Origin of the sequence: Promicromonospora aerolata (assembly GCF_042682255.1) — a bacterium.
In the GTDB taxonomy this organism is placed as follows: Bacteria; Actinomycetota; Actinomycetes; order Actinomycetales; family Cellulomonadaceae; genus Promicromonospora; species Promicromonospora aerolata.
This window is the reverse complement of the sequence record NZ_JBHUHF010000001.1, coordinates 5,132,445-5,154,576: the sequence shown is the minus strand read 5'-3', so window position 1 is coordinate 5,154,576 and position 22,132 is coordinate 5,132,445. Positions and strand designations below refer to the sequence as shown.

The 22,132-nt window shown below is 72.2% G+C and carries 18 protein-coding genes and 1 pseudogene; 11 read left to right on the top strand and 8 right to left on the bottom strand.

Annotation, left to right across the window (positions count from 1 at the left end; translation table 11 throughout):
- Positions 1–65: 65 nt before the first annotated feature.
- Complete coding sequence (locus ACFSL2_RS22845) at positions 66–2,957, top strand: glycosyl hydrolase (RefSeq protein WP_377200043.1); 2,892 nt, start codon at positions 66–68, stop codon at positions 2,955–2,957.
- A gap of 134 nt (positions 2,958–3,091) precedes the next feature.
- Here the strand turns inward: ACFSL2_RS22845 and ACFSL2_RS22840 are convergent, their stop codons facing one another.
- Positions 3,092–4,072: a PhzF family phenazine biosynthesis protein gene (locus ACFSL2_RS22840; RefSeq protein WP_377200042.1), complete on the bottom strand. Its 981-nt coding sequence runs from the start codon at positions 4,070–4,072 to the stop codon at positions 3,092–3,094.
- Between the two features lie 50 nt (positions 4,073–4,122).
- Positions 4,123–5,100: an aldo/keto reductase gene (locus ACFSL2_RS22835; RefSeq protein ID WP_377200041.1), complete on the bottom strand. Its 978-nt coding sequence runs from the start codon at positions 5,098–5,100 to the stop codon at positions 4,123–4,125.
- Between the two features lie 260 nt (positions 5,101–5,360).
- On the opposite strand from ACFSL2_RS22835, the gene ACFSL2_RS22830 reads away from it, so the two are divergent.
- Positions 5,361–6,608, top strand: a complete 1,248-nt coding sequence (locus ACFSL2_RS22830; protein ID WP_417629353.1) for a 3-methyladenine DNA glycosylase — start codon at positions 5,361–5,363, stop codon at positions 6,606–6,608.
- A 50-nt stretch (positions 6,609–6,658) separates the two neighbouring features.
- Here ACFSL2_RS22830 and ACFSL2_RS22825 read toward each other — a convergent pair.
- A pseudogene (locus ACFSL2_RS22825) lies at positions 6,659–7,033 on the bottom strand (CPBP family glutamic-type intramembrane protease); the annotation flags it as partial.
- 498 nt (positions 7,034–7,531) lie between these two features.
- Between ACFSL2_RS22825 and ACFSL2_RS22820 the strand changes: the two are divergent.
- Together ACFSL2_RS22820 and ACFSL2_RS22815 are read left to right on the top strand one after the other, a co-directional pair.
- Positions 7,532–8,269, top strand: a complete 738-nt coding sequence (locus ACFSL2_RS22820) for a lytic polysaccharide monooxygenase (protein WP_377200040.1) — start codon at positions 7,532–7,534, stop codon at positions 8,267–8,269.
- 152 nt (positions 8,270–8,421) lie between these two features.
- On the top strand, positions 8,422–9,294 hold the full coding sequence (locus tag ACFSL2_RS22815; protein ID WP_377200039.1) for a phosphotransferase: 873 nt from the start codon (positions 8,422–8,424) through the stop codon (positions 9,292–9,294).
- On the opposite strand, the gene ACFSL2_RS22810 is transcribed toward ACFSL2_RS22815, so the two are convergent.
- Positions 9,273–10,505: a DUF418 domain-containing protein gene (locus ACFSL2_RS22810; protein ID WP_377200038.1), complete on the bottom strand. Its 1,233-nt coding sequence runs from the start codon at positions 10,503–10,505 to the stop codon at positions 9,273–9,275. The genes ACFSL2_RS22815 and ACFSL2_RS22810 overlap by 22 nt on opposite strands.
- A gap of 125 nt (positions 10,506–10,630) precedes the next feature.
- Here ACFSL2_RS22810 and ACFSL2_RS22805 point away from each other — a divergent pair, with 125 nt between their 5' ends.
- Complete coding sequence (locus ACFSL2_RS22805) at positions 10,631–11,488, top strand: phosphotransferase (protein WP_377200037.1); 858 nt, start codon at positions 10,631–10,633, stop codon at positions 11,486–11,488.
- Here the strand turns inward: ACFSL2_RS22805 and ACFSL2_RS22800 are convergent.
- Positions 11,461–12,027, bottom strand: coding sequence for a CGNR zinc finger domain-containing protein (locus tag ACFSL2_RS22800; RefSeq protein WP_377200036.1), 567 nt, complete (start codon positions 12,025–12,027; stop codon positions 11,461–11,463). The two genes, ACFSL2_RS22805 and ACFSL2_RS22800, sit on opposite strands and share 28 nt — an antisense overlap.
- 38 nt (positions 12,028–12,065) lie before the next feature.
- Here ACFSL2_RS22800 and ACFSL2_RS22795 point away from each other — a divergent pair, with 38 nt between their 5' ends.
- From ACFSL2_RS22795 to ACFSL2_RS22785, 3 genes are all read left to right on the top strand, one after another.
- A complete protein-coding gene (locus ACFSL2_RS22795) occupies positions 12,066–13,118 on the top strand; it encodes an EamA family transporter (RefSeq protein ID WP_377200035.1) in 1,053 nt (350 codons plus the stop codon).
- A 58-nt stretch (positions 13,119–13,176) separates the two neighbouring features.
- Positions 13,177–15,957, top strand: a complete 2,781-nt coding sequence (locus tag ACFSL2_RS22790) for a DEAD/DEAH box helicase (protein WP_377200034.1) — start codon at positions 13,177–13,179, stop codon at positions 15,955–15,957.
- Between the two features lie 181 nt (positions 15,958–16,138).
- Entirely contained in the window at positions 16,139–17,422 is a 1,284-nt protein-coding gene (locus ACFSL2_RS22785; protein WP_377200033.1) for an SGNH/GDSL hydrolase family protein, read from the top strand.
- Positions 17,423–17,631: 209 nt separating this feature from the next.
- Here the strand turns inward: ACFSL2_RS22785 and ACFSL2_RS22780 are convergent, their stop codons facing one another.
- Complete coding sequence (locus ACFSL2_RS22780; protein WP_377200032.1) at positions 17,632–18,387, bottom strand: sulfite exporter TauE/SafE family protein; 756 nt, start codon at positions 18,385–18,387, stop codon at positions 17,632–17,634.
- A 127-nt stretch (positions 18,388–18,514) separates the two neighbouring features.
- On the opposite strand from ACFSL2_RS22780, the gene ybaK reads away from it, so the two are divergent.
- Positions 18,515–19,051 carry a Cys-tRNA(Pro) deacylase gene (gene ybaK, locus ACFSL2_RS22775; protein WP_377200031.1) on the top strand — a complete coding sequence of 179 codons (537 nt, stop codon included), beginning with the start codon at positions 18,515–18,517 and terminating at the stop codon, positions 19,049–19,051.
- On the opposite strand, the gene ACFSL2_RS22770 is transcribed toward ybaK, so the two are convergent.
- A complete protein-coding gene (locus ACFSL2_RS22770; protein WP_377200030.1) occupies positions 19,052–19,462 on the bottom strand; it encodes a YccF domain-containing protein in 411 nt (136 codons plus the stop codon).
- A 153-nt stretch (positions 19,463–19,615) separates the two neighbouring features.
- Between ACFSL2_RS22770 and ACFSL2_RS22765 the strand changes: the two genes are divergently transcribed.
- A complete protein-coding gene (locus ACFSL2_RS22765) occupies positions 19,616–20,419 on the top strand; it encodes a YggS family pyridoxal phosphate-dependent enzyme (RefSeq protein ID WP_377200029.1) in 804 nt (267 codons plus the stop codon).
- Positions 20,420–20,565: 146 nt separating this feature from the next.
- Complete coding sequence (locus ACFSL2_RS22760; protein WP_377200028.1) at positions 20,566–21,120, top strand: GNAT family N-acetyltransferase; 555 nt, start codon at positions 20,566–20,568, stop codon at positions 21,118–21,120.
- Positions 21,121–21,171: 51 nt separating this feature from the next.
- On the opposite strand, the gene murQ is transcribed toward ACFSL2_RS22760, so the two are convergent.
- Entirely contained in the window at positions 21,172–22,131 is a 960-nt protein-coding gene (gene murQ / locus ACFSL2_RS22755) for an N-acetylmuramic acid 6-phosphate etherase (RefSeq protein WP_377200027.1), read from the bottom strand.
- Position 22,132 lies beyond the last annotated feature (1 nt).

Here is a 22,132-nt window from a genome sequence, read left to right as displayed (position 1 = left end):
CGGCACAACCGCCCGGCGCTGACCGGCGCAGGTCTCGACCCCGGCGTCGCGAGTGGCGTACGCGCATGGCTGTCCTCACCGCAGCCCTCGTCGCGCTCTCCACGATCAGCGCCGTCCCGGCCGTGGCCGCCGACCCGACGCCCGAGGGGGCGGGGAGCTACACGACCGACCAGGTCGGCCCGGCACCCGAGGGGTGCGCCCCGCTCGCCACCGACGCCCGCGCGTTCATCACCGACTCGGCACCCGCAGGGGCGGTGCCGACCAATGACTGGTGGTCCTCGCTGAGCTTCAAGAAGTTCGACTGCTCGATGAGCGAGCCGCTGCACGCGCACCCGGTGTCGTACAAGCCGTCGCCGGACGGCCTCGGCCTCTCGTACACACAGCAGCCCACCCTCTACGGCACGCCCGGTGGGATCGGGGAGTTCCACTACCCGTACAGCCAGGACCTCGTCGTCGGCGTCGCGGGCCTGAACGCGTCCGTCGCCGAGGTCGCGGACTGGAGCGACTGGACCGTCACCCCGTCGTGGAGCGACGGGACACGTTCCATGACGGCGACGATCGGGCACGGTCTGCCCGTCACGTGGTTCGAGATGGCGGGTGGCGACGCGCTCCTCTCTGGTGGGTCGGACCTGCGAGTGTGGCTCGACGACGGCGCCCGCATCGGATTCAGCACGGGCGGCGCCGACTACGTCGCGTTCGCGCCGACCGGATCGTCCTGGACAGTCTCGGGCAGCGAGCTGCGCAGCGACCTCTCCGGCAAGGGCTACCTCTCGGTCGCCGCGCTTCCCACGACCCCGGCCGACGACGACGCGGCGCGCACCGCCCAGGCGGACTCGTACACCCCGTACGCCTACGTCGAGGTGACCGGTACCCGCGCCGACTACGTCTACGACGAGGCGACGAGCATCGTCCGTACGACGTACTCCCTGACGACCGAGGCGCACGAGGGCACCAACACGGGCACGATCGTGGCGCTCTACCCGCATCAGGACGTGTACCTCGAGGGGTCTGCCGGCGACGGGCCCGGCGACGGCGTCGCCGCCGACCGCACCTATGAGTCGGCACGCGGCACGATGACCACGCTGGTCGGAGCGACGTCGTTCACGACGGGCACCCCGTTCACCGGTGTTCTGCCAGAGGTCCCGTCGGTCGCTACCGCGGACGGTGACGCGAACGCGCGGCTCGATGCCCTGCTCGACGCCGAAGCGGGTGACCCGATGAGCGTCGACGGCGCCGACACCTACTGGACCGGCAAGGCGCTCGGCCGCGCGGTGCGCATCGTGGAGATCGCCGACCAGCTCGACCGCACGGACGTCCGCGACACGGCCCTCGGACAGATCGAGGCCGTGCTCACGGACTGGTTCACCGCCAGTCCCGGCGAGACCGAGCAGGTGTTCGCGTACAACGAGAACTGGGGCACCCTGGTGGGCTTCCCCGCCGCGTACGGGTCGGACCGAGAGCTGAACGACCATCACTTCCACTACGGGTACTTCATCGTCGCGGCCGCCACCCTCGCGCGGTTCGACCCGGCATGGGCCACCGACCAGGAGTTCGGCGGGATGGTCGACCAGCTGATCGCGGACGCGAACAACTTCGACCGCACCGACCTGCGCTACCCGTATCTCCGGGATTTCGACATCTACGCCGGCCACGACTGGGCGGCGGGCCACGGCGCGTTCGTCAACGGCAACAACCAGGAGTCGAGCTCGGAGGGCCAGAACTTCGCCAACGGCCTCATCCAGTGGGGTGTGGCGACAGGGGACGACGCCACCCGCGATGCCGGGATCTACCTCTACGCCACGCAGACAGCGGCGATCCAGCAGTACTGGTTCGACGGGTCCGGCGCGATGCCCGACGCCTTCGGCCATTCCACCGTGGGCATGATCTGGGGCAGCGGCGGGGCCTACGCGACCTGGTTCAGCGGTGAGCCCGAGATGATCCAGGGCATCAACACCCTGCCGGTCACGGGCGGTCATCTCTACCTGGGCCTCCGCCCCGATGATGTCGCGGCCAACTACGACGAGCTGGTCGCCGCCAACAACGGCGACCCGACGGTCTGGCAGGACATCCTGTGGTCCTACCTCGCGCTCGGCGACGGCGACCGGGCGCTCTCCGCACTCGACGCCGACCGCAACTACCCGGTCGAGGAGGGCGAGAGCCGTGCGCACACCTATCACTGGATAGCCAACCTCGCCGCGCTGGGTACGGTCGACACGACGGTGACCGCAAACTCTCCCGTGGCTGCCGTGTTCACGAAGAACGGTGAGCGCACCTACGTGGCCTCGAACATCACGCAGTCACCGCTCACGGTCGCGTTCTCGGACGGGACGTCGCTCGCGGTGCCGGTCGGGAAGACCGTCGCCTCGGGTGCGCATGCGTGGAGCGGGGGCGGCGCACCGGGCGGCACCGAGGATCCGACCGATCCGACGGATCCGCCCGACCCGCCCGACCCGACCGATCCGCCCGGTGACGCTGAGACGACGTTCTACCTGACCGCAGGCGGCGCCCTGGTCACTGATCCGGGCACTACCGGCACGTTCGTACTGGGCGCGCGGGAGGGACCTGACGCGGTCGGTGACCCGAGCACCGGCCTGACCGCCACCGTGGAGCACGTCACGGGCGAGTTCTCCGGCCTGGGCACGGCGTTCGATCTCGGTCTGGACGCAGAGTCGAACGTCGGCAACGGAACGCGGCTGCGCGTCTCCTACGATCTCGACGGCGACGGGTCCTTCGACCGGGTGGAGTCGTACCGCTACTTCGCCACGGATCCGGTACCCGGCTTCGAGCGCTACACGTCGGCGAACCACGCGCTGGAGAGCTCCTCGGGCACGCTCGGTGACCTCACCGACGGCACGATCAAGGTGGAGATCTGGAACGTGATCGGCAACGCGAGCTCGCTCCTGAACCTCGCGGACTCCGTGGTGGAGGTGCCGTTCGGGCCGTTGACGGTGAGCTGACGAGCATCAAGAAGGTGCTGGCCGCGACTGGTCATGGGGATCGACCAGTCGCGGCCGGCGCCATGGAGCCACGCGGTCAGCCATGTACGACCGGTCCGCCCTGACTTCCCGGATCTGGCTTCCCGGCACCGGCGTCAGAAGCTCACCTGTCCGACGATCGTCGTGACGGTGTCGCCGCCGACCCACACCTCGCCGTCGGGCAGCTTCTCGACGTGCACGCGGCCGCTGCGACCCAGGACCGTCCCCTGCGATGCCACGTAGGACGACGGCAGCACGTCCCCGCCGAGCCACTGCGCGATACCCGCGTTGAGGCTTCCCGTCACCGGGTCCTCGCCGACGCCGATCGACGGCACGAACGCGCGCACCTCGACGGCGGGCTCGGTCGCGCCGGGCCCGTAGGTACCGGCTACTCCGGTGCCGGCGCCACCGGGCCCGTACTCCCCGACCACACCGAGCTCCAGGTCCCCCATCGCCACGAGATCCGGGTCCAGGCCGAGCACCGTCTCCGCGTCCCGCAGCTGGACCGCCACCCAGCCGGGGCCGTTGTCGACCCACGCCGAGCGGACGATGTCGGACACGTCGATGCGCAATGACCGTGCGATCTGCGCGAGATCGGCAGCATCGACGGCGCCCGAACGCAGGAGCGGGGGCGCCGCGAACGCCAGACGCTGTCGCGGTTCCTCGGCCCGGCCCCCGCCCTGCTGCTGCTCCTGGCCCTGGCCCTGGCCCTGGCCCTGGCCCTGGCCCTGGCCCTGGCCCTGGCCGACGGTGCTGCGCCGCAGCCGCACGAGTCCGACGCCGCACTCCTGGACCACGCCCTCCCCGCGGGGTGCTCCACCGGCCTCGAGCCACGCGTGCGCGGTCCCCAGCGTCGGGTGCCCGGCGAACGGCAGCTCGCCACCCGGCGTCCAGATCCGCACGCGGTAGTCGGCGCCGCCGTCGCGCCCCGCATCCGTCGGCGCGAGCAGGAACGTGGTCTCCGAGAGATTGGTCCACCGCGCGAAGGCGGCCATCTGGTCGTCGGTGAGTCCGTCGGCGTCGTGCACGACGGCGACGGGGTTGCCGCTGGTCGGAACCGGTGAGAACACGTCGACCTGGCGAAACGGGTGGCTCATGCCGCTTACGTTATCGACCCGCGCACGCCTGTCCGGCGCAGCACCACCTGTCAGATCGGGAAGATCTCGTCCAGCTCGCGGAGGTCCTCCGCCGTCGGCATCCAGGTCCAGGCCTGTGCGTTGGCACGAACCTGCTCGGGCCGCGTGGCCCCGGCGATCACCGACGACACCTCGGGCCGGGACAGCAGCCACGAGAACGCGACGTCGGTCTCGGTGACGCCACGCTCCTGACAGAACGCGCCGAACCGGTCGAGCGCCTCCCAGGGGGCGGTCTCCAGCAGGTGGCGCTTCGCGGTGACCAGCCGGCTGCCGTCGGGCCGGGCGCCGCCCGAGTACTTTCCGGTGAGCAGGCCGTTCGCCAGCGGGAAGTAGGGCAGCAGGCCGATCCCGTAGGCCTGCGCCGCGGGCAGCACCTCGTGCTCGACGCCGCGGGACAGCAGCGAGTACTCGTTCTGCGCCGAGACGAACCGGGTGCCCGAGCCGGCCCCCGACCCCATGGAGCGCGCCACGTGCTCGGCGTCGGCCACCTGCCAGCCCTTGAGGTTCGAGTGGCCCACGTAGCGGACCTTGCCCGCGCGGACGAGGTCGTCGAGGGCGGCGAGCGTCTCGTCGATCGGCGTCGCGGGGTCGGGCGTGTGCAGCTGGTAGAGGTCGATCCAGTCGGTGCCGAGGCGGCGCAGGGAGGCCTCGGCGGCCCGCACGATGTACCGGCGCGAGCCGCGCGCCGCGAAGTCGGTCCCGTTCGCCCCGCGCATGTCGAGGCCGAACTTCGTGGCGACCAGGACGTCGTCGCGGCGGCCCTGCAGGGCGGCGCCGAGGAGCTCCTCGGACAGCCCGGGACGAGCGCCGTACCGGTCAGCGGTGTCGAAGAAGGTCACCCCGGCGTCGATGGCGGCGTCGACCAGGGCCCGCGCGCCCTCGCTCGTCTCGGAGGCGGTGCCGGTGCGGCCGAGGTTGTTGCAGCCCAGGCCGATGACGGGAACGGACAGGCCGGAGCGCCCGAGGCGCCGCAGAGGAAGGTCGGACATGCTGGCACCCTACGACGGTCCGCGACCGGGCCGGCGGCGCGTTCCGACGGCCACCACCTCTCTTCGAGGCCTAAGCTAATTCGCTTTCAGGCCGCGGAAAGCGAACTAACTTAGGCCTCGAAAAGAGTGGGCGGACCGGCCGGGTGGGCCCGGCGGCGGACTCGGCGGACTCCGGCGGACTCCGGCGGACTTCCGCCGGCCGGGTCGCGGGCAGGTCGGGCTCGAGCTGGCGACCGCGGCTCCGGCCTTACCCTGGAGCGGTGAGCACAGTCCTCGGGGAGACGACCGCGCCCGGTGCGCGCGGCACCGTCGTGCGCCCGGCCGACGCGGCGCCTGCCCAGGTGCTGCGCTCCCCTGAACGGCTGCGCTCCCCAGAACGGCTGCGCCCCGCGGAGTGGCTGCCGGTCGCAGCGGCCCACGCCCGGCGAGCGGACGAGCTCACCGCCGTCTGGCGTGCGGCGCGCGCCGCCGGACGGAAGCACGCGATCGAGGACTTCCTCTTCACCTACTACCCCACCCGGATCACGCACCTGCGGCGTTGGCACCCGGGTGCGGGCGTCGTGCTCGTACTGTCCGACGGCGGACCGGGCGCCCCCACCGCGGATCCAACCGGCCCAGACCCAGCCGGCCCAGACCCAGCCGGCCCAGGCCCGGTCGGCCCCGAACCCGCCGGCTCAGACCCGACCGGCCTCGACCCCGCCACCTCGGACCCCACAGACCCGGAGGACCGGACCGCGTGGCGCTGGCACAGGTCCGTCGCGGCCGACCCCGACGCACCCGACACACCCGACGCCGACCCCGCCGCACCCGACGCCGTCACCCTCGACCTCGACGCCTTTCTCGCGGACCGCGGTGACACCGTGCGGTACGTGCGCGACCTGCTGTCGGCGACCGCGGCGCGCCCGGGGACGTTCGGCTGCTTCGGGCTCCACGAGTGGGCGATGGTCTACCGCGACCGGGACGCGGGTCGGGATCAGCGGCACCCGCTGCCGCTGCGGCTCGGGCACGCCGGCACGGACGCCGTGGTCGAGTCGAACCCGGTGCGCTGCTCGCACTTCGACGCGTTCCGGTTCTTCACGCCGGAGGCGACCGGACGCAACCAGCTCCGGCCCACCCGCGCCACCCAGGTCGGTATGGAGCAGCCGGGCTGCCTGCACGCCAACATGGATCTCTACAAATGGTGCCTCAAGCTCGGCCCGGCCGTGCCGGGCGACCTGCTGCTGGACGCGTTCGAGCTGGCCCGCGACATCCGGTGGACCGACATGGCCGCGTCGCCCTACGACGTGTCCGAGTACGGCGTCGCGGCGCTCGAGATCGAGACCTCGCAGGGCAAGGCCGAGTACGTGCGCCGGCAGCGCGAGTACGCGCGACGGTCCAACGACCTGCGCTACCGGCTGATCGAGGTCTGCGACACCGTGCTCGGCACGCGGCCCCGCACCAGCACCGCCGCGACCAGCATCGCGACCCAGCCGAGCACGGTCACCGCCCAGAACGGCACCGCGTCCTGAACCGACGCCTCGGTGAGCAGCTGGAGCGAGGAGAGCGGCACGGCGTGAGCGAACACGGCGGGCCAGATCACACCGCGCCGCTCGACCAGGGCCGCGAGCAGAGGCGCCCAGGCCGCGATCCCGAGGGTGGGGGCGAGGACCTGCTCGCCCGTCAGCGCCCCCACGGCCAGGTACGTGAGGTGCAGCGGCAGGTGCCAGACCATCCAGACCGCGCCGATGAGCAGCGACGACCGCCAGAACCCCAGCCGCCGTAGCGCCAGCTGGAGCTGTCCGCGCCACAGGACCTCCTCGCCGAAGGTCGAGAGGGCGAAGAGCAGGGTCCCCAGCACGATCGTCGGCAGCGCGGCGAGCAGTACGCCCGCGGACTTGAACTGCGCCCCGAACAGCAGCCCGGCGAGGGCCGGAGCGACGAGGGCCGGCACCATGACCGCGAGCGCCAGCCCGTAGGAGGCGAACAGCTCGCGCGGCGAGGCGGGCCGCAGCCGCCACAGACCGGCGAGCCGGCGCCGGCCGAGCACGACCAGGATGGCGACCAGGCTGGCGAGCGCCGGTAGGTAGCGACCGGCCAGGACGACGGCGTCCGGTACGTCCTGGCCGGCGACCAGGAACGGGACACAGACCGCGGTGATCAGGACGAAGGCGGTGCCGACGGCGACGGCGGCGGCACGGGACTCGGCACGGGACTCGGCTCTGGGGCTCATGGGGACAAGTCTTCTGTCGGCCCGGTTTCTGCACATCGGGGAGGCCCCTGGCCCGGCCCTGGGTTCTCCCTGAGTAGGTAGTTGCCCTACTTGTCCTGGGCCGTCCTGCTTTCTAGCGTCGATGACGTCGCACCCCAGCACTGCCGCAACCCCGCACTCCCGCATCCCAGCACTCAGGAGCAGTCCCACCAGATTCCAACTCCACACCCCGAGGTGAGCCCCATGAGATTCACCGCACTGCGTACACCTGCTGTCAGAGCCCTGCTCGGCGTCTTCGCCGTCCTGGCCCTGACCCTGACGGGGCTGGTCGCCGCCCCGCGTTCCATGACCCCCACGGCGGAGGCCCACGGCTGGGTCGTGTCGCCACCGAGCCGCCAGGACCACTGCGCCACGCGCACCGTGAGCTGGTCCTGCGACGGCGTCGAGTACGAGCCGCACAGCGTCGAGGCGCCCAAGGGCTCGATGCTCTGCTCGGGTGGTAGCCGCTTCACCACTCTCGACAACGACTCGCTCGCCTGGCCGCGCACGACCATCAGCAGCACGCAGAGCTTCCAGTGGACGCTGACCGCCAGGCACCGCACCTCCACCTGGGAGTACTTCGTGGACGGTCAGCTCTTCAAGACCGTGAACGACGGCGGCGCGCAGCCCGGCTCGACCGTCACCCATACGCTGACGGGTCTGCCGAGCGGCAACCACAAGATCCTCGCCCGCTGGAACGTGTTCGACACGGGCAACGCCTTCTACGCCTGCGTGAACGTGAACGTGGGCGGTACGGGATCGCCCGAGGACCCGACCGACCCGCCCGGTGACGAGTGCACCGCCGCACCCTGGGAGTCCACCGCCACGTACCTGGGCGGCGACCTGGTCACCTACGCGAACCACACCTATCGCGCCAAGTGGTGGACGCGGGGCGAGATTCCGTCGTCCAGCGACGTCTGGGTGGATCAGGGCGCCTGTTAGCCCCGAGCCACGCATCGAAGGAGCGGAGCGTTACCGGCCGGCGGCCGGTGCCCGACAGTGGGCACCGGCCGCCGGCACGCGATGTTGTGCAGTGCCCGTGAGCGCCACGAACCAGGAGCACTTTTTCACCCGCTCTATGGGACGATGGTGGCGTGTCGAGCGCGCCCGTCGGCATCAGTCCGACGCCCGTCGAAGTGCCGCCCGTCGTCGATGCCGTGGCAAGCCGGCTGCGGTCCGGCGCGACGGTCGTCCCCGTGTGGCGCAACGAGTACGGCGGTCTCACGGTCCGGCTCGAGGCGGGGAGCACGCGCCGGAGCACCTACCTCAAGTGGGTGCCGCACGGCGCGCCCTGTCCCGACCCGCTCGCCGAGGCCGACCGCCTGGTCTGGGCCGGCTCGTTCAGCCCGGTCCCCCGGGTGCTGGACGTCGGGCGGGACGCGCACGGCTCGTGGCTGCTCACGGCGGCCGTCGAGGTGGGCGGTGCCGTCGCGACGTCGGCCATCGAGCCCCGGTGGCGCGCTCTGGCCGTGCGGTCCGCGACCGCCGTCGGGGCGGGCCTGCGTCGCTTCCACGACGCGCTGCCCACGGACACCTGCCCGTTCGTCCGGACGGCGCCGACCCGCATCGCCGCCCTCCGCGCCACCCCGGCCGCTCTCCTGGCCTCGGCAGACGGCACGACGACGGCGGTGGGCGTCCCGCCACCCGTCGACCGGGCCGTCGTGTGCCACGGTGACGCCACCGTGTCGAACACGCTGTTCGACCGGGCGGGCCGGTTCGCGGCCCACGTCGACGTCGGGGACCTGGGCGTGGCGGACCGCTGGTCGGACATCGCGGTGACGACGCGCAGCGTGACCCGCCGCTACGGTCCCGGGCTGGAACCGCTCGTACTCGCCGCCTACGGCGTGGCACCCGACCACGAGCGCACCACGTACTACCGCGCACTGTGGGACGCGGAGGAGGCCGCTCGCACCCGGGCGATGGCGCCGGGAGGCCCACGGCAGGCTCAGCGGCGGCGCGCGTCGTAGACGCGGTGCATCAGCAGCTCGATCGGTCCGCGCGGCCACCGGCGCAACCAGAGCGGCGCCAGCACCATCAGCGTCACGGAGACGCCCGCCCAGATCGCCACCGCCTGCCACGGGCCACCGCCGGCGAGTCCCAGACCCCAGTCGTAGCAGAGCGCCGAGGCCAGCACGTTCTGCAGCACGTAGCACGACAGCGCGGTCCGCCCGACCGCCTCGATGCCGCGACGAAGCAGGCCGGCCGGCCCGCCCCGCTCGACGAGGGTCGTGCCCAGCGCCAGGATCCCGAGCGCCACCCATGGCGCGACCAGGTAGCGGTCGACGAGGAACCAGTCGGGCCCGGCCCAGGTCGTCAGCGCGTTGAGCGGGACGCCCGCACCGAGCCCCACCCAGGCGAGCCGGCGCCGCAGCCGCGCGCCGTCCTCGGACGCCGAGAACATGCCCGCCCGGACGAGGCGGGAACCGACCAGGAACAGGATGGTGGCCGAGGGCACGATCAGGACCAGCTCGATCCGGAACACGTCGACGTGCGTCAGCCGGAGCAGCACCTGGTCGAGCCAGCTGGCAGTCGACAGAACGGCCGACGAGGCCGGCGCCGCCCCGCCCGCCGCACCCGGCTCCGCCGCCACATCCGGCTCCGCTGCCACATCCGGCTCCGCCGCCGCACCGGACACGACGAGCAGCGCCGTCACGGCGATGATCCCCGCGACGTAGACCCCGGCCAGCACGCCGGCCCAGGCCCGGACCACCCGGTCGCTCCGCCCGATCAGGTACGCAGCCAGCAGGGACGCGATCGCGTACCCCATGAGGACGTCGAACTCGAAGACAAGGATGTAGTGCACCAGGCCCTCGACGAACAGGATCCCCGCACGCAGCGCGTACCGGCCGGGCCACGGCAGACCGCGTCGGACCATCGACCGGTACTGCAGCTCGAGCCCCACCCCGAACAGGAGGGTGAGCAGGCCCAGGAACTTGCCGTTGGCCAGAGCCTGCAGCACCCGCTCCGCCGGATCGGCGCCGGCGAAGCCGCTGGAGATCCACTCGGCCGGCCCGCCGGGCGTCGTGAAGATCCAGATGTTGCTCGCGAGCGTGCCGAGGATCGCCACGCCGCGCAGCACGTCGAGCGCGGCGATCCGCCCCGCCCCGCCGGGCGTCCGGTGCGGAGGCGTACTTGCCGGTGACCCGGCCGGAGACGGGGTGACAGGTGTGGCAGGCATGCCCTGACCTTGTCGCGGCCGGCCCGCCTCGTCGTCGGCCGAAGGGACGATCTACCGGCCGCGCGCCTACATCGTTCGACGGACTCGGCGGCAGGCGGCGTTTCCCGGTCTGGCACCCTGACCACATGACGATCCCCACCGGCACGGTCGCCGTGCCCGACGTGGTACGCGAGCTCGCCGCCGGAGCACCGATCACCCCCGCGTGGAGCAACGAGCTCGGCGGCCTGACCTTCCGCATCGACCCCGCAGGGCCGGCCGACGCCCGGAACGGCCTGGCCGGGCTGGGCGGGACGGCCGATCTGGGCGCAACGGCACCCGGCACCCCCGAGCGCGCGACCTACGTGAAGTGGGCGCCCCGGACGGACCGGTCGGCGGCCGAGGGGGTCGATCTCGCCGACGAAGCGGCACGGATGCGGTGGGCGGCGCGCTACACGCCGGTCCCCCACGTCCTGGAGGTCGGCGCCGACGAGCACGCCGAGTGGCTGGCGACGGTGGCGATCGAGGCCCGCTCCGCCGTCGACCCCCGCTGGCTGGCCGATCCCGAGACCGCCGCCCGCGCGATCGGGACCGGGCTGCGCGCGCTCCACGACGCGCTACCCGTCGACGAGTGCCCCTGGACCTGGAGCATCAGCGACCGGATCGCCGTCGCCGCGACCCGGGCGACCCGCGGGCATGCGGCCGACGGCTGGTCCGTCGAGGCGCGGGCGCGGCTCCTCGACGCACCCGACCACGACCGGCTCGTCGTCTGCCACGGTGACGCCTGCGCGCCCAACACCCTGCTCGCCGACGACGGCAGCTGGGCCGCGCACGTGGACCTCGGTTCGCTGGGCATCGCCGACCGCTGGGCCGACCTGGCCATCGCCACCTACAGCCTGGGCTGGAACTACGGTCCCGGGCACGACCACCTGGTCTACGAGGCGTACGGCATCGACGAGGACCCGGAACGCGTCGCCTACTACCGCCTCCTCTGGGACCTGGGATGAGCGGCACCGTCCGCGCGCCGAGCCCGATGGGCCGCCTGGGCGTTGCGGTTGCTGCACGTCGTGGAGCAGTAGCGGCGTGAGCGGTTGCGGGAGAGGTCCAGGACGATTCCCCCGCAGTCGCTGTCGGCACAGATCGTGAGGCGGGACAGCTCGTCGTCCCTGATCACGTCGATCATCGCCATCGCGGTCTCGACCAGGATCCGCGTGGCGAGCGGAGCGTCGACCGGCACCGCGTGGATGTGCCAGTCGACGGGCGGGTGCCGCACGAGCTGTGGCACCGCCCCTGCCGCGGCCAGCATCTCGTTCACCAGGTGTGCGGCCGAGTCGCGGTCCGCCGTGAGCAGCTCCCGCAGCCGTGGCCGGAGCTCCAGCACCTGGCCGAGCTCCGCCTGCGTTCGGTCGTGCCGCCCGGTATAGGCGTGCTCGACGAAGAACGCGTCCAGATCCGCGACGGTCCTGATGGTGACCGGCGGCTCACCCGCGTTCACCAGCGCGACGGCCGACTGGAGCGCCCCTGCCGTGTCATGAGTAAAAACCACGTTGACACATTACCCCGAGACCCATAGCGTCAGGACCCATGAGCGCTGTGACACCTGACGCCGACGGCGCGAGCCGCACCAGCGGGATCGGCGTCGGCTCCGCGCCGCGCCCCCGCCGCCTGACCACGGGCCTCGTGCTCGCGGGGGTCTCCGCCGCGGCGTTCAGCCTCTCCGGCGTGTTCGCCAGCGGGCTGCTCGACACGGGCTGGAGCCCCGGTGCCATGGTCCTCGTCCGGGTCGCCATCGCGGCGCTCGTCGTGCTCCCGCTCGGCATCGTGTCGCTGCACGGTGACTGGCGCCCCGTGCGGCGCAACCTCGGGCTCATCACGGTCTACGGGGCGGTGTCGGTGGCGGGCTGCCAGTTCGCGTACTTCTCCGCCGTGCAGCACATGCCGGTCGGTCCGGCACTGCTGATCGAGTACACGTCACCGGCCGCCGTCGTGCTCTGGTTCTGGCTGCGGCACGGCCAACGCCCCACGCGGGCCACGATCGCGGGCACGCTGCTCGCCGCCGTCGGACTGGTGCTCGTGCTGGACCTCGTCTCCGGGGTGCCGGGCGCGACATCGGTCAGCCCCGTCGGTGTCGCGTGGGCGCTGCTCGCCATGCTCGGCGTGTCCACGTACTTCGTCATCAACGCGAACGTCGACACCGGCCTGCCTCCGTTCGCCCTGGCCGCCGGCGGCCTGACCACCGCCACCCTGGCGCTCGGCCTGCTCGGCGCGACCGGCATCATGCCGCTGACCTACAGCGCGGCATCGCCCGTCTACGCGGGCACGGAGGTGCCCTGGTGGCTCCCGGTGGTCGGCCTCGGCATCGTGACCGCCGGCCTCGCCTACGTCACCGGGATCGCCGCGGGCCGCCTTCTGGGTCCCCGGTTGTCGTCCTTCGTGGGGCTGTTCGAAGTGGTCGCCGCCATCGGCTTCGCCTGGCTGCTGCTCGGCGAGCTCCCTCGGTTCGTCCAGCTCGTCGGCGGCGTGCTGATCCTCGCGGGCGTGATCGCGGTCCAGACCGGCGAGAAGCGGACGCGGGTGCCCGCCAAGCCCACCAAGCCCGGCGACCCCGACAGGCCGCACGCGACACGCCGACGATGACGTGCCCGCCGTCGGGGTCGATCCCGCTCTTCACCCGCCTGCAACAATGGGCAGCACCATGACGGCGCCTTCTTCGACACCCCTGACCTCCTCGACCGCCCTCTCCTCCACCGGCGACCCCGGACCGGCGTCGGGCCTCCCGAAGCCCGCCGGGACCCTGATCCCGTACCTGCCCGCACCCACGGGCAAGGACCCTGATCCGGACGTGCTGTTCGAGAGCTTCAGCGAGTGGGCCGCCGCAGGCGGGCGGGCGCTCTACCCGCACCAGGAAGAGGCCCTCCTGGAGGTCATGACCGGCTCCCACGTCGTGCTCGCGACGCCGACCGGATCCGGGAAGTCGATGGTCGCGATGGGCGCGCAGTTCGCCGCGCTGGCGGCCCACCGGTCGGGCCGGGGCGGCCGCACGTACTACACGGCCCCGCTCAAGGCACTGGTCAGCGAGAAGTTCTTCGACCTGGTCGCGGCGTTCGGCTCCAAGAACGTCGGCATGATGACCGGCGACTCCGCGGTCAACCCGGACGCCCCCATCATCTGCTGCACGGCCGAGATCCTGGCGAACCTGGCCCTCCGCCGCGGCAACGGCGACGAGGACGAGGACGACGGCGCCATCTCCCAGGTGGTGATGGACGAGTTCCACTACTACGGCGACCCGCAGCGCGGCTGGGCCTGGCAGGTTCCGCTGCTGGAGCTCACGGACACGCAGTTCATCCTGATGAGCGCGACGCTGGGTGACACGACCCGCCTCCGCGAGGACATCGAGGAGCGCACCGGCCGGTCCGTCGCCGAGGTCGCGGGCGCCGAACGCCCCGTGCCGCTCACCTTCTCGTACGTGGTCGAGCCGCTCACGGACGTCATCCAGGAGCTCGTGCAGACGCACCGGGCACCGGTCTACGTGGTCCACTTCACGCAGAAGGACGCCGTCGACCGGGCGCAGTCCATGCTGTCGATGAACGTCTCCACGAAGTCCGAGAAGGAGGCCATCACCGCGGAGATGGGCGCCTTCCGGTTCGGCACCGGGTTCGGCAAGACGCTCAGCAAGTTCCTGCGGCACGGCGTCGGCGTGCACCACGCGGGCATGCTCCCGAAGTACCGCCGTCTCGTGGAGCGCCTCACGCAGAAGGGCCTGCTCAAGGTCGTGTGCGGCACCGACACCCTGGGCGTCGGCATCAACGTGCCGATCCGGACGGTGCTGCTGACCAGCCTCGTGAAGTACGACGGCGAGCGCATGCGCCACCTCAGCGCCCGCGAGTTCCACCAGATCGCCGGCCGGGCGGGCCGTGCCGGGTACGACACCGTGGGCGAGGTGCTCGTCATGGCGCCCGAGCACGTCATCGAGAACCGCAAGCTCCTGGCGAAGGCCGGCGACGACCCGAAGAAGCTCAAGAAGATCGTCCGCAAGAAGGCGCCGTCGGGCAGCGTGAACTGGACCGAGGCCACCTTCGAGCGGCTCCGGGACGCCGACCCGGAACCGCTCGTGTCCCAGTTCCGCGTGAACCACGCGATGGTGCTGAACGTCCTGGCGCGGGCCTCGTCCCGCACGGCGGGGCACGGCCCCTCGGGTGTCGCGACCGATCCCGTGGACGCCATGCGGCACCTGCTGACCGCCAACCACGACACGGAGACGCAGCAGGCCGCGCACGTGCGCCAGGCGTTCCGGATCTACCGGTCGCTGCGGCTCGCCGGGGTGGTCGAGAAGGTCCGCGTGCCCGACGCCGACGGGCGCCTCCGTCCGTCGGCTCGCCTCATGGTGGACCTCCCGCGCGACTTCGCGCTGAACCAGCCGCTGTCCCCGTTCGCCCTGGCGGCCATGGACCTGCTCGACGTGGAGAGCCCGACGCACGCGCTCGACGTCGTCTCGATCATCGAGGCCACCCTCGACGACCCGCGCCAGGTGCTCATGGGCCAGCAGAACCGGGCGCGTGGCGAGGCCGTCGCCGCGATGAAGGCCGAGGGGATCGAGTATGAGGAGCGCATGGAGCTGCTCGAGGAGGTCACGTGGCCCAAGCCCCTGGCCGACCTGCTGGAGCCGGCCTTCCAGACCTACCGCCGGACCAACCCGTGGGTCGCGGACGCCGAGCTCTCCCCCAAGTCGGTGGTGCGCGACATGGTCGAGAAGGCCATGACGTTCACCGAGATCGTGAGCGTGTACGGGCTGGAGCGCACCGAGGGCGTGGTGCTGCGGTATCTCGCGGACGCCTATCGCGCCGTACGCCAGGTGGTCCCCGACGAGCACCGCACCGAAGAGGTGCAGGAGATCATCGAGTGGCAGGGCGAGCTCGTCCGAGGTGTGGACTCCTCGTTGCTCGACGAGTGGGAACGCTTGGCAAATCCGGTGGATGACGATGCCGACCTCGTGACCAACGGAGAGCTGGCCGACGCCGGCGCCGAGGCCCCCGTCCGACCGGTCACCGGCAACCCGCGCGCGTTCCGCCGACTGGTCCGCAACGCGATGTTCCGGCGCGTCGAGCTCATCGCACGCGAGTCCTACGGGGCGCTGGCCGCACTGGGTGGCGGCTGGGACGCCGACGCCTGGGCCGACGCCCTGGACCCGCTGTTCGAGGAGCAGGGGGACGACGCCGTCGGGATCGGTCCGGAGGCGCGGTCCGCCGCGCTGCTGACCATCCTCGAACCCGGCGCCGAGCTGCCGGGCGGGTCGGGCGGCACGGACAACACCGGAGGCGAGACCGGCCGGGTCGAGCCCGGCACGTGGTGGGTGCGGCAGGTCCTGGACGACGCCGACACCAACCGCGACTGGGCCGTCACCGCACAGATCGACCTGGCGGGTAGCGACGAGGCGGGCGAGGTCGTGCTGACCGTGCTCGACGTCGGCCAGATCTGACCCCTCCCCCACGTGTCGGACGCACAGGTCACCCCGGTGCCCCGTGCGTCCGACAGCTGCTGGGATCGGCGCGCCAAGGGGATTTGCCGTTCATTTACCTTTTAACCGGCTTAGCGTAAACTCCTGCTATTAGAGTTCCGGTCAGCAGTGCCGACGGCACTGCCTGGACACAGGAGTGCCAATGACGACGCACCTGCGCAACCCCGACCGCCACCGCCGCCACCTCAACCCCCTCGCCGCCGCCTGTCTCAGCGCGTTCGGCCTGCTCGCCGGCCTCGTGCTCACCGCGACCCCGGCGTCCGCCGCACCCGTCGCCACCGACGGGCCCGGCGACGGCGCACCGTGGATCGCGACCCTCGGCGACTCGTACATCTCCGGGGAGGCCGGCCGCTGGGCCGGCAGCTCCAACGACGACTACCGGCGGGCCGACGCGCTCGGCCGGCACGCCTACCACGACGACCCGAGCGGCACCGGCGAGGTCATCGCGCGCTGCCACCGTGCGTCCTCCGCCGAGGCCCACATCGGCGGCGGCGTGACCGGCCTCAACCTCGCCTGCAGCGGAGCCACGACCGCGACCTCGACCGGCAGGAACTTCAAGCCCGGCATCGACTTCTACGACGGCTCGGCGGGCAAGGGCCAGGCACTCATGCTCCAGGAGGCCGCCGCCACCCGGAACATCCGCATGGTCGTCGTCTCGATCGGCGGCAACGACTTCGAGTTCGCGAGCGTCGTCCAGACGTGCGTGGTCAACTTCCTCACCTCACCGTCCTGGTGGAAGAACTACTGCCACGACGACGGCTCGGTCGCCGCGAACTTCACGGCCGCCAACGTCGCAGACATCCGGGCCCGGGTGGCAGGAGCGCTCGGCAACGTCGCGACCGCGATGAGCAACGCCGGGTACAGCACCGACCAGTGGACCCTCGTGGTCCAGACCTACCCGTCACCGGTGCCGGACGGCTCCGGGTTCCGGTACTCCGAGTCGGGCTACACCCGCCAGTCCATCGGCGGCTGCGGCCTCTGGAACAGGGATGCCAACTGGGCCAACGCCACGGCGCTGCCCACCATCAACGGCGCCCTGCTCGGTGCCGCGTCCGACGTCGGGCTGCCGAACGTCCGCACCCTCGACATGACCCACGCGTTCGACGGCAAACGGCTGTGCGAGGACGGGGTGGGCCTCTACGAGGAGGTCGGCCTGCCCGGCTGGCAGTCGCCCGGCGCCGTCGACCGGACCGAGTGGGTCAACCAGATCCGCACGGTCACCACGATCGGCGACTCCCCGTACTCCGTCCAGGAGTCCCTGCACCCCAGCTACTGGGGGCAGCTCGCGATGCGCAACTGCCTGCGCCAGGTCTGGAACGACGGAAGCCCCCGCAGCGGCAGCTGCACCGTGGGCAACCTCGGGGCCGCCAGGCTCACGCCGACGGGTGAGCCCCGGATGCTCCTGGGACCGCTCGACCAAGGCTGACCCGCGCCCGGATCCGCCCGGATCCGCCCGGATCCGCCGAGTGCAGACCTGGTCGCGGCTACGGGGTCTCCATCCGCGACCAGGTCTGCACTCGCCGTGTCGGGGGCGGACCAGGTCTGCAGTCGGCGGGATTTTGGTCAGGGGTAGGTGGGGGTGGGACCCCGCCTCGGGCGTCAGCCGGGGGTGAGGGTGGGACCCCGCCCCGGGGGTCAGCCGGCCAGGCCGATCAGGCCACGGCCGAGCGTCGCGAACCCGCCGACGTAGGCGAGCGTCACGAGCACCCTCCGCGTGGCGGTCACCGAGATCCGCCCGACGAGCAGCTCGCCGAGCCCGACCGACGCCACCAGCGCGACAAGGACCGTCGCCCACTCCCACCCGGCCAGCTCGGGAAACGTTGCGTCGGCGACCAGCAGCTTCGCCGCGATCGCCGCGAGCGCGTTGGTCAGGAAGATCGGCTGGACCGTGGCCGCGAACGCGCGGGGGTCCCAGCGGTCGAGCACGGAGTAGACGGCGATGGGCGGACCGCTGATCCCGGCCGCGACGCTGCCGAACCCGGCGGCCGCCCCCGTGAGCAGGAGCGGCAGCCGCGCCTCCGGTGCGAAGGGGCGCATCGGCCCGCGCAGGCGCGACGTGACCTGGGCAAGCATCATGGCGCCCACCACCGCGCCACCTATGCTGATCTCGAGCACGGACGCGCTCGCATCCCGGATCAGCAGCGCCGCGGGCACTGTGACGATGATCGAGGCCGTCACCAGCCAGCCGTAGCGGTGCCAGTCGACGCCGCGGATGGTCCGTCCGAGCACCAGCAGCGCCATCATCGCGCCGGCGAGGTTGACGAAGAGCACGCCCTCGACCGGGCCGGTGAGAAGCACGATGAAGGGGCCGGCGACGAGCCCGAAGCCCATGCCCGCCACACGCTGCAACGAACCCCCGACGAGGATGGCGAGGATCAGCAGAGCGAGCACGGCCCTACGGTAACCGAGCGATTCCCGACCGGTTACTGCGGGATTGCCCCGCCCGGCACGACGACGACAGCACGTTCGCGCCGGAAATCGGTGCGCCACGGGACACTCGAGACGGCAGAATCACGTCGTGGCCAAGAACTCCGGGAAGAGAACGTCAGCGCACAGGACGGGCAGGGGGCCGCGCGCCAGCCACGGGACCCCCGCCGTCGTGTCGCTCGAGAAGGCGGGTGTTCCGCACACCCTGCACCCCTACGAGCACGACCCGTCCAGCGAGCTCAGCTTCGGGATGGAGGCCGCCGAGGCGATCGGCGTCGACGCTCCGCAGGTGTTCAAGACGCTGCTGGCCGACGTCGACGGGAAGCTCGTGGTCGGCATCGTCCCGGTGGACCGCAAGCTCGACCTCAAGGCCCTGGCCCGGGCCGCCGGCGGCAAGAAGGCGGCGATGGCCGAGCCCGCGGCGGCCGAGCGCGCCACCGGGTACGTGGTGGGCGGCATCTCGCCGCTGGGCCAGAAGACGAGGCACACCACCGTGCTGGACGATTCCGCCGAGGCCTACGACGTGGTCTACGTCTCCGGCGGCCGGCGCGGGCTCGACGTCGGCCTCGCGCCGGCCGACCTGCTCACGCTCACGGGCGGGACGACGGCGCCGATCGCCCGCGACTGATCAGGCCGCGGTGGTCTTGCGGTAGGTCGGCAGCAGCGCGTCGCTGGGCACGATCTGCTTGCCGAGGGGCATGAGGGACACCGGGATGAGCTTGAGGTTGGCCCAGGCCATCGGGATGCCGATGATCGAGATCACGAGCGGGATCGCGGTGACGACGTGCCCGAGAGCGAGCCACCAGCCCGCGACGATCACCCAGATGACGTTCCCGATCAGGGCGAACGCCCCGGAGCGCGGGCTCTCGACGACCTCACGGCCGAAGGGCCACAGGGCGTACCCCGCGATGCGGAAGGAGGCGATGCCGAACGGGATGGTGACGATGAGCAGGCAGCAGATGATCCCCGCGAGCATGTACCCGAGCCACAGCCCGAATCCCGCGAAGATGACCCAGATGATGTTCAGCAGCGTCTTCATGGCTCCATCCTTCCGTAGTGCGGCGGGTCCGCGGAACCGGGAGACCCCTGATCCCACCCTGAGCCTGGCTCCACCCTGTGTCGCCGGCCGGTGGCCCTGCAACTGCGGGCCCGGCCGTGCCACCACCCGGACCCGCCGAAATAGACTCGGCCCGTGTCCGACCAGCAGCAGCCCTCCACGCCCCAGCCTCCCGCCACCGCGACCGGGCCTGACTCCGGGACTGACTCCGGTGCGGTCGCCGCCCGGCTCGCCGCCGTCCGCGAGCGCATCGCCGCGGCCGCCGACGCCGCCGGCCGCGACCCGCGCGAGGTGCGCCTGCTGGTCGCGACCAAGACGCAGCCGCCGGAGGCCGTGCTGGAGGCGCTGGCGGCGGGTGTCGACCTGATCGGGGAGAACCGCGTGCAGGAGCTCGTCGCGAAGGCCCCGGCCGTGGCGGACCGGGTCGCGGCGGGCGAGCTGGAGGTCCACATGATCGGCCACCTGCAGCGCAACAAGATCAACCAGGTGCTCGCCACCGCCACGGGCCTGGAGACGCTCGACTCGCTGGACCTCGCCCGGTCGATCTCGGACCGCTGCGTACGCGACGGTCGCACCGGCGAGCGTGGGCTGGAGGTGATGGTCCAGGTCAACGTCACGGGCGAGGAGAGCAAGTCCGGCGTCGGACCCGACGACGCGGGCGCGCTCGCCACGGCGGTGGCCGCGCTGCCGGGTCTGCGGCTGACCGGGTTCATGACGATCGGCGCCCACCTGGACGACGCGGCCGAGCACACGGTCCGTGCCGGGTTCGCCCGCCTGCGCGCCGTGCGCGACGACGTCCTGGCCTCGGGCGCCCCGGGGACGGGTTCCGCCACCGAGCTCTCCATGGGCATGACCGGCGACCTGGAGCTCGCTATCGCCGAGGGTGCGACCGTCGTGCGGGTGGGTACTGCGGTGTTCGGCCCCCGCCCGAAGCCGTGACCAGGCGTGTCGTTCAGCCTCCGGGGGATGCGGCGCTCCCGCGCGGCACGTGATCGCCGCCACTCTTTGACGCACGTCACAGACGGGCGGGGCCAGGACGACTAAAGTCCATGGTCTTCCCATCAACTCCTTGGAGTGATCGCGCCATGCCCACGGCCACCCTGCTGCGCCCCGCCACTGACGCCGACGTCTCTCGCTTGGTCACCCTGAACAACGCCTCGGTCCCCGCCGTCCCGGACACCCCGGCCGACGACATGACCGAGCTCCTCGACGTCTCCTCGCTCGCCCTGGTCGCCGTCGACCCCGAGACACCGGCGGACCCGCTGGGCTTCGTCGTCGCGCTCGAGGGCGGCGAGGACTGGTCCGGCGAGAACTACGCCTGGTTCGAGGAGCGCGGCCTGGACCACCTGTACGTCGACCGCATCGTGGTGGGCGAGAAGGCTCGTGGCCGCGGCATCGGCCGCCTCTTCTACGACGCCGTGTTCGACGCCGCCCGCACCGCCGGCCACGACGTGGTCACGTGTGAGGTCAACCTGAACCCGCCGAACCCCGGTTCGATGCGCTTCCACGGCCGCCTCGGGTTCGAGGAGCGCGGGCAGCAGCTCACCAAGGGCGGCGACATCCTGGTCGCGAAGCTCGCCGCCGACGTCAGCGGCGCCCCGGCCCTGGCGCGCCGGCCCCAGCTGGCCGTCCCCGCCTGACCGGGGTCGGCCTGACCGGCGCCCGCCCGGCCCCGACCGTGCTCGTCGGCGTCAGGCGGGCTCGATACCCAGCGTCGCCAGCGCGTCGCGCACCGACGGACCACCGATCCGGCCCGGCTCGACGGCCAGGGCACGCGTCGCCGCGGAGCGGTCCACGCCCGCCACGAGCATCACCAGGGCGGCCCGCAGGTCGCCGTCGGTGGCGGCGAGCGCGTTCTCGCACACGTCCGGACCCAGGTTCGTGGCCTGGGTGAGCAGGCGCACCAGCCGCTGGCGCAGCTTGGCGTTGGTCGCGAGCACCTCGACCATCAGGTTCGAGTACGTCTTGCCGAGGCGCACCATCACCGCCGTCGAGAAGGTGTTGAGCACCATCTTCTGCGCGGTGCCCGCCTTCATGCGGGTGGACCCGGTGATGGCCTCCGGACCGGTGTTCACCAGGATCGGGACGTCCGCCTTCGGTGCCAGGGCGGCGAACGGGTTGGACGCGAGCAGCACCGTGCGAGCCCCGCGGGCCCGCCCTACGTCGAGTGCGCCCCCGACGTACGGGGTGCCGCCGCTGGCCGCGATGCCGAAGACGATGTCGGCCGGCCCGACGTCGGCCACGAGGGCCCCGCCTGCCGCGATGTCGTCCTCGGCGCCCTCGGCCGCCCGCTTGAAGGCGTTGAGCCCGCCCGCCAGGTGGGGCACGAACATCTCCTCGCCGACGCCGTAGGTGGGCAGGAGCTCGGCGGCGTCGAGCAGGCCCATGCGGCCCGACGTGCCAGAACCTACGTAGTGCACCCGTCCCCCGGCGCGAATCCCGTCCACCGCCAGGTCGATCGCCTCGACGATGCGCGGGTGTGCCGCACGCACCGCGGCGATGACCGCGGCGTCCTCGTCGGTGATCATGCGGACCATCTCGGCGGTGGAGACCACGTCGATGTCCCGTGTGCGCGGGTTGCGCTCCTCGGTGGGTGAGACCGGGCGCGGCGCCGACTGTGCGTGCCGTTCGAATCCCGCCTCCGCGATCATC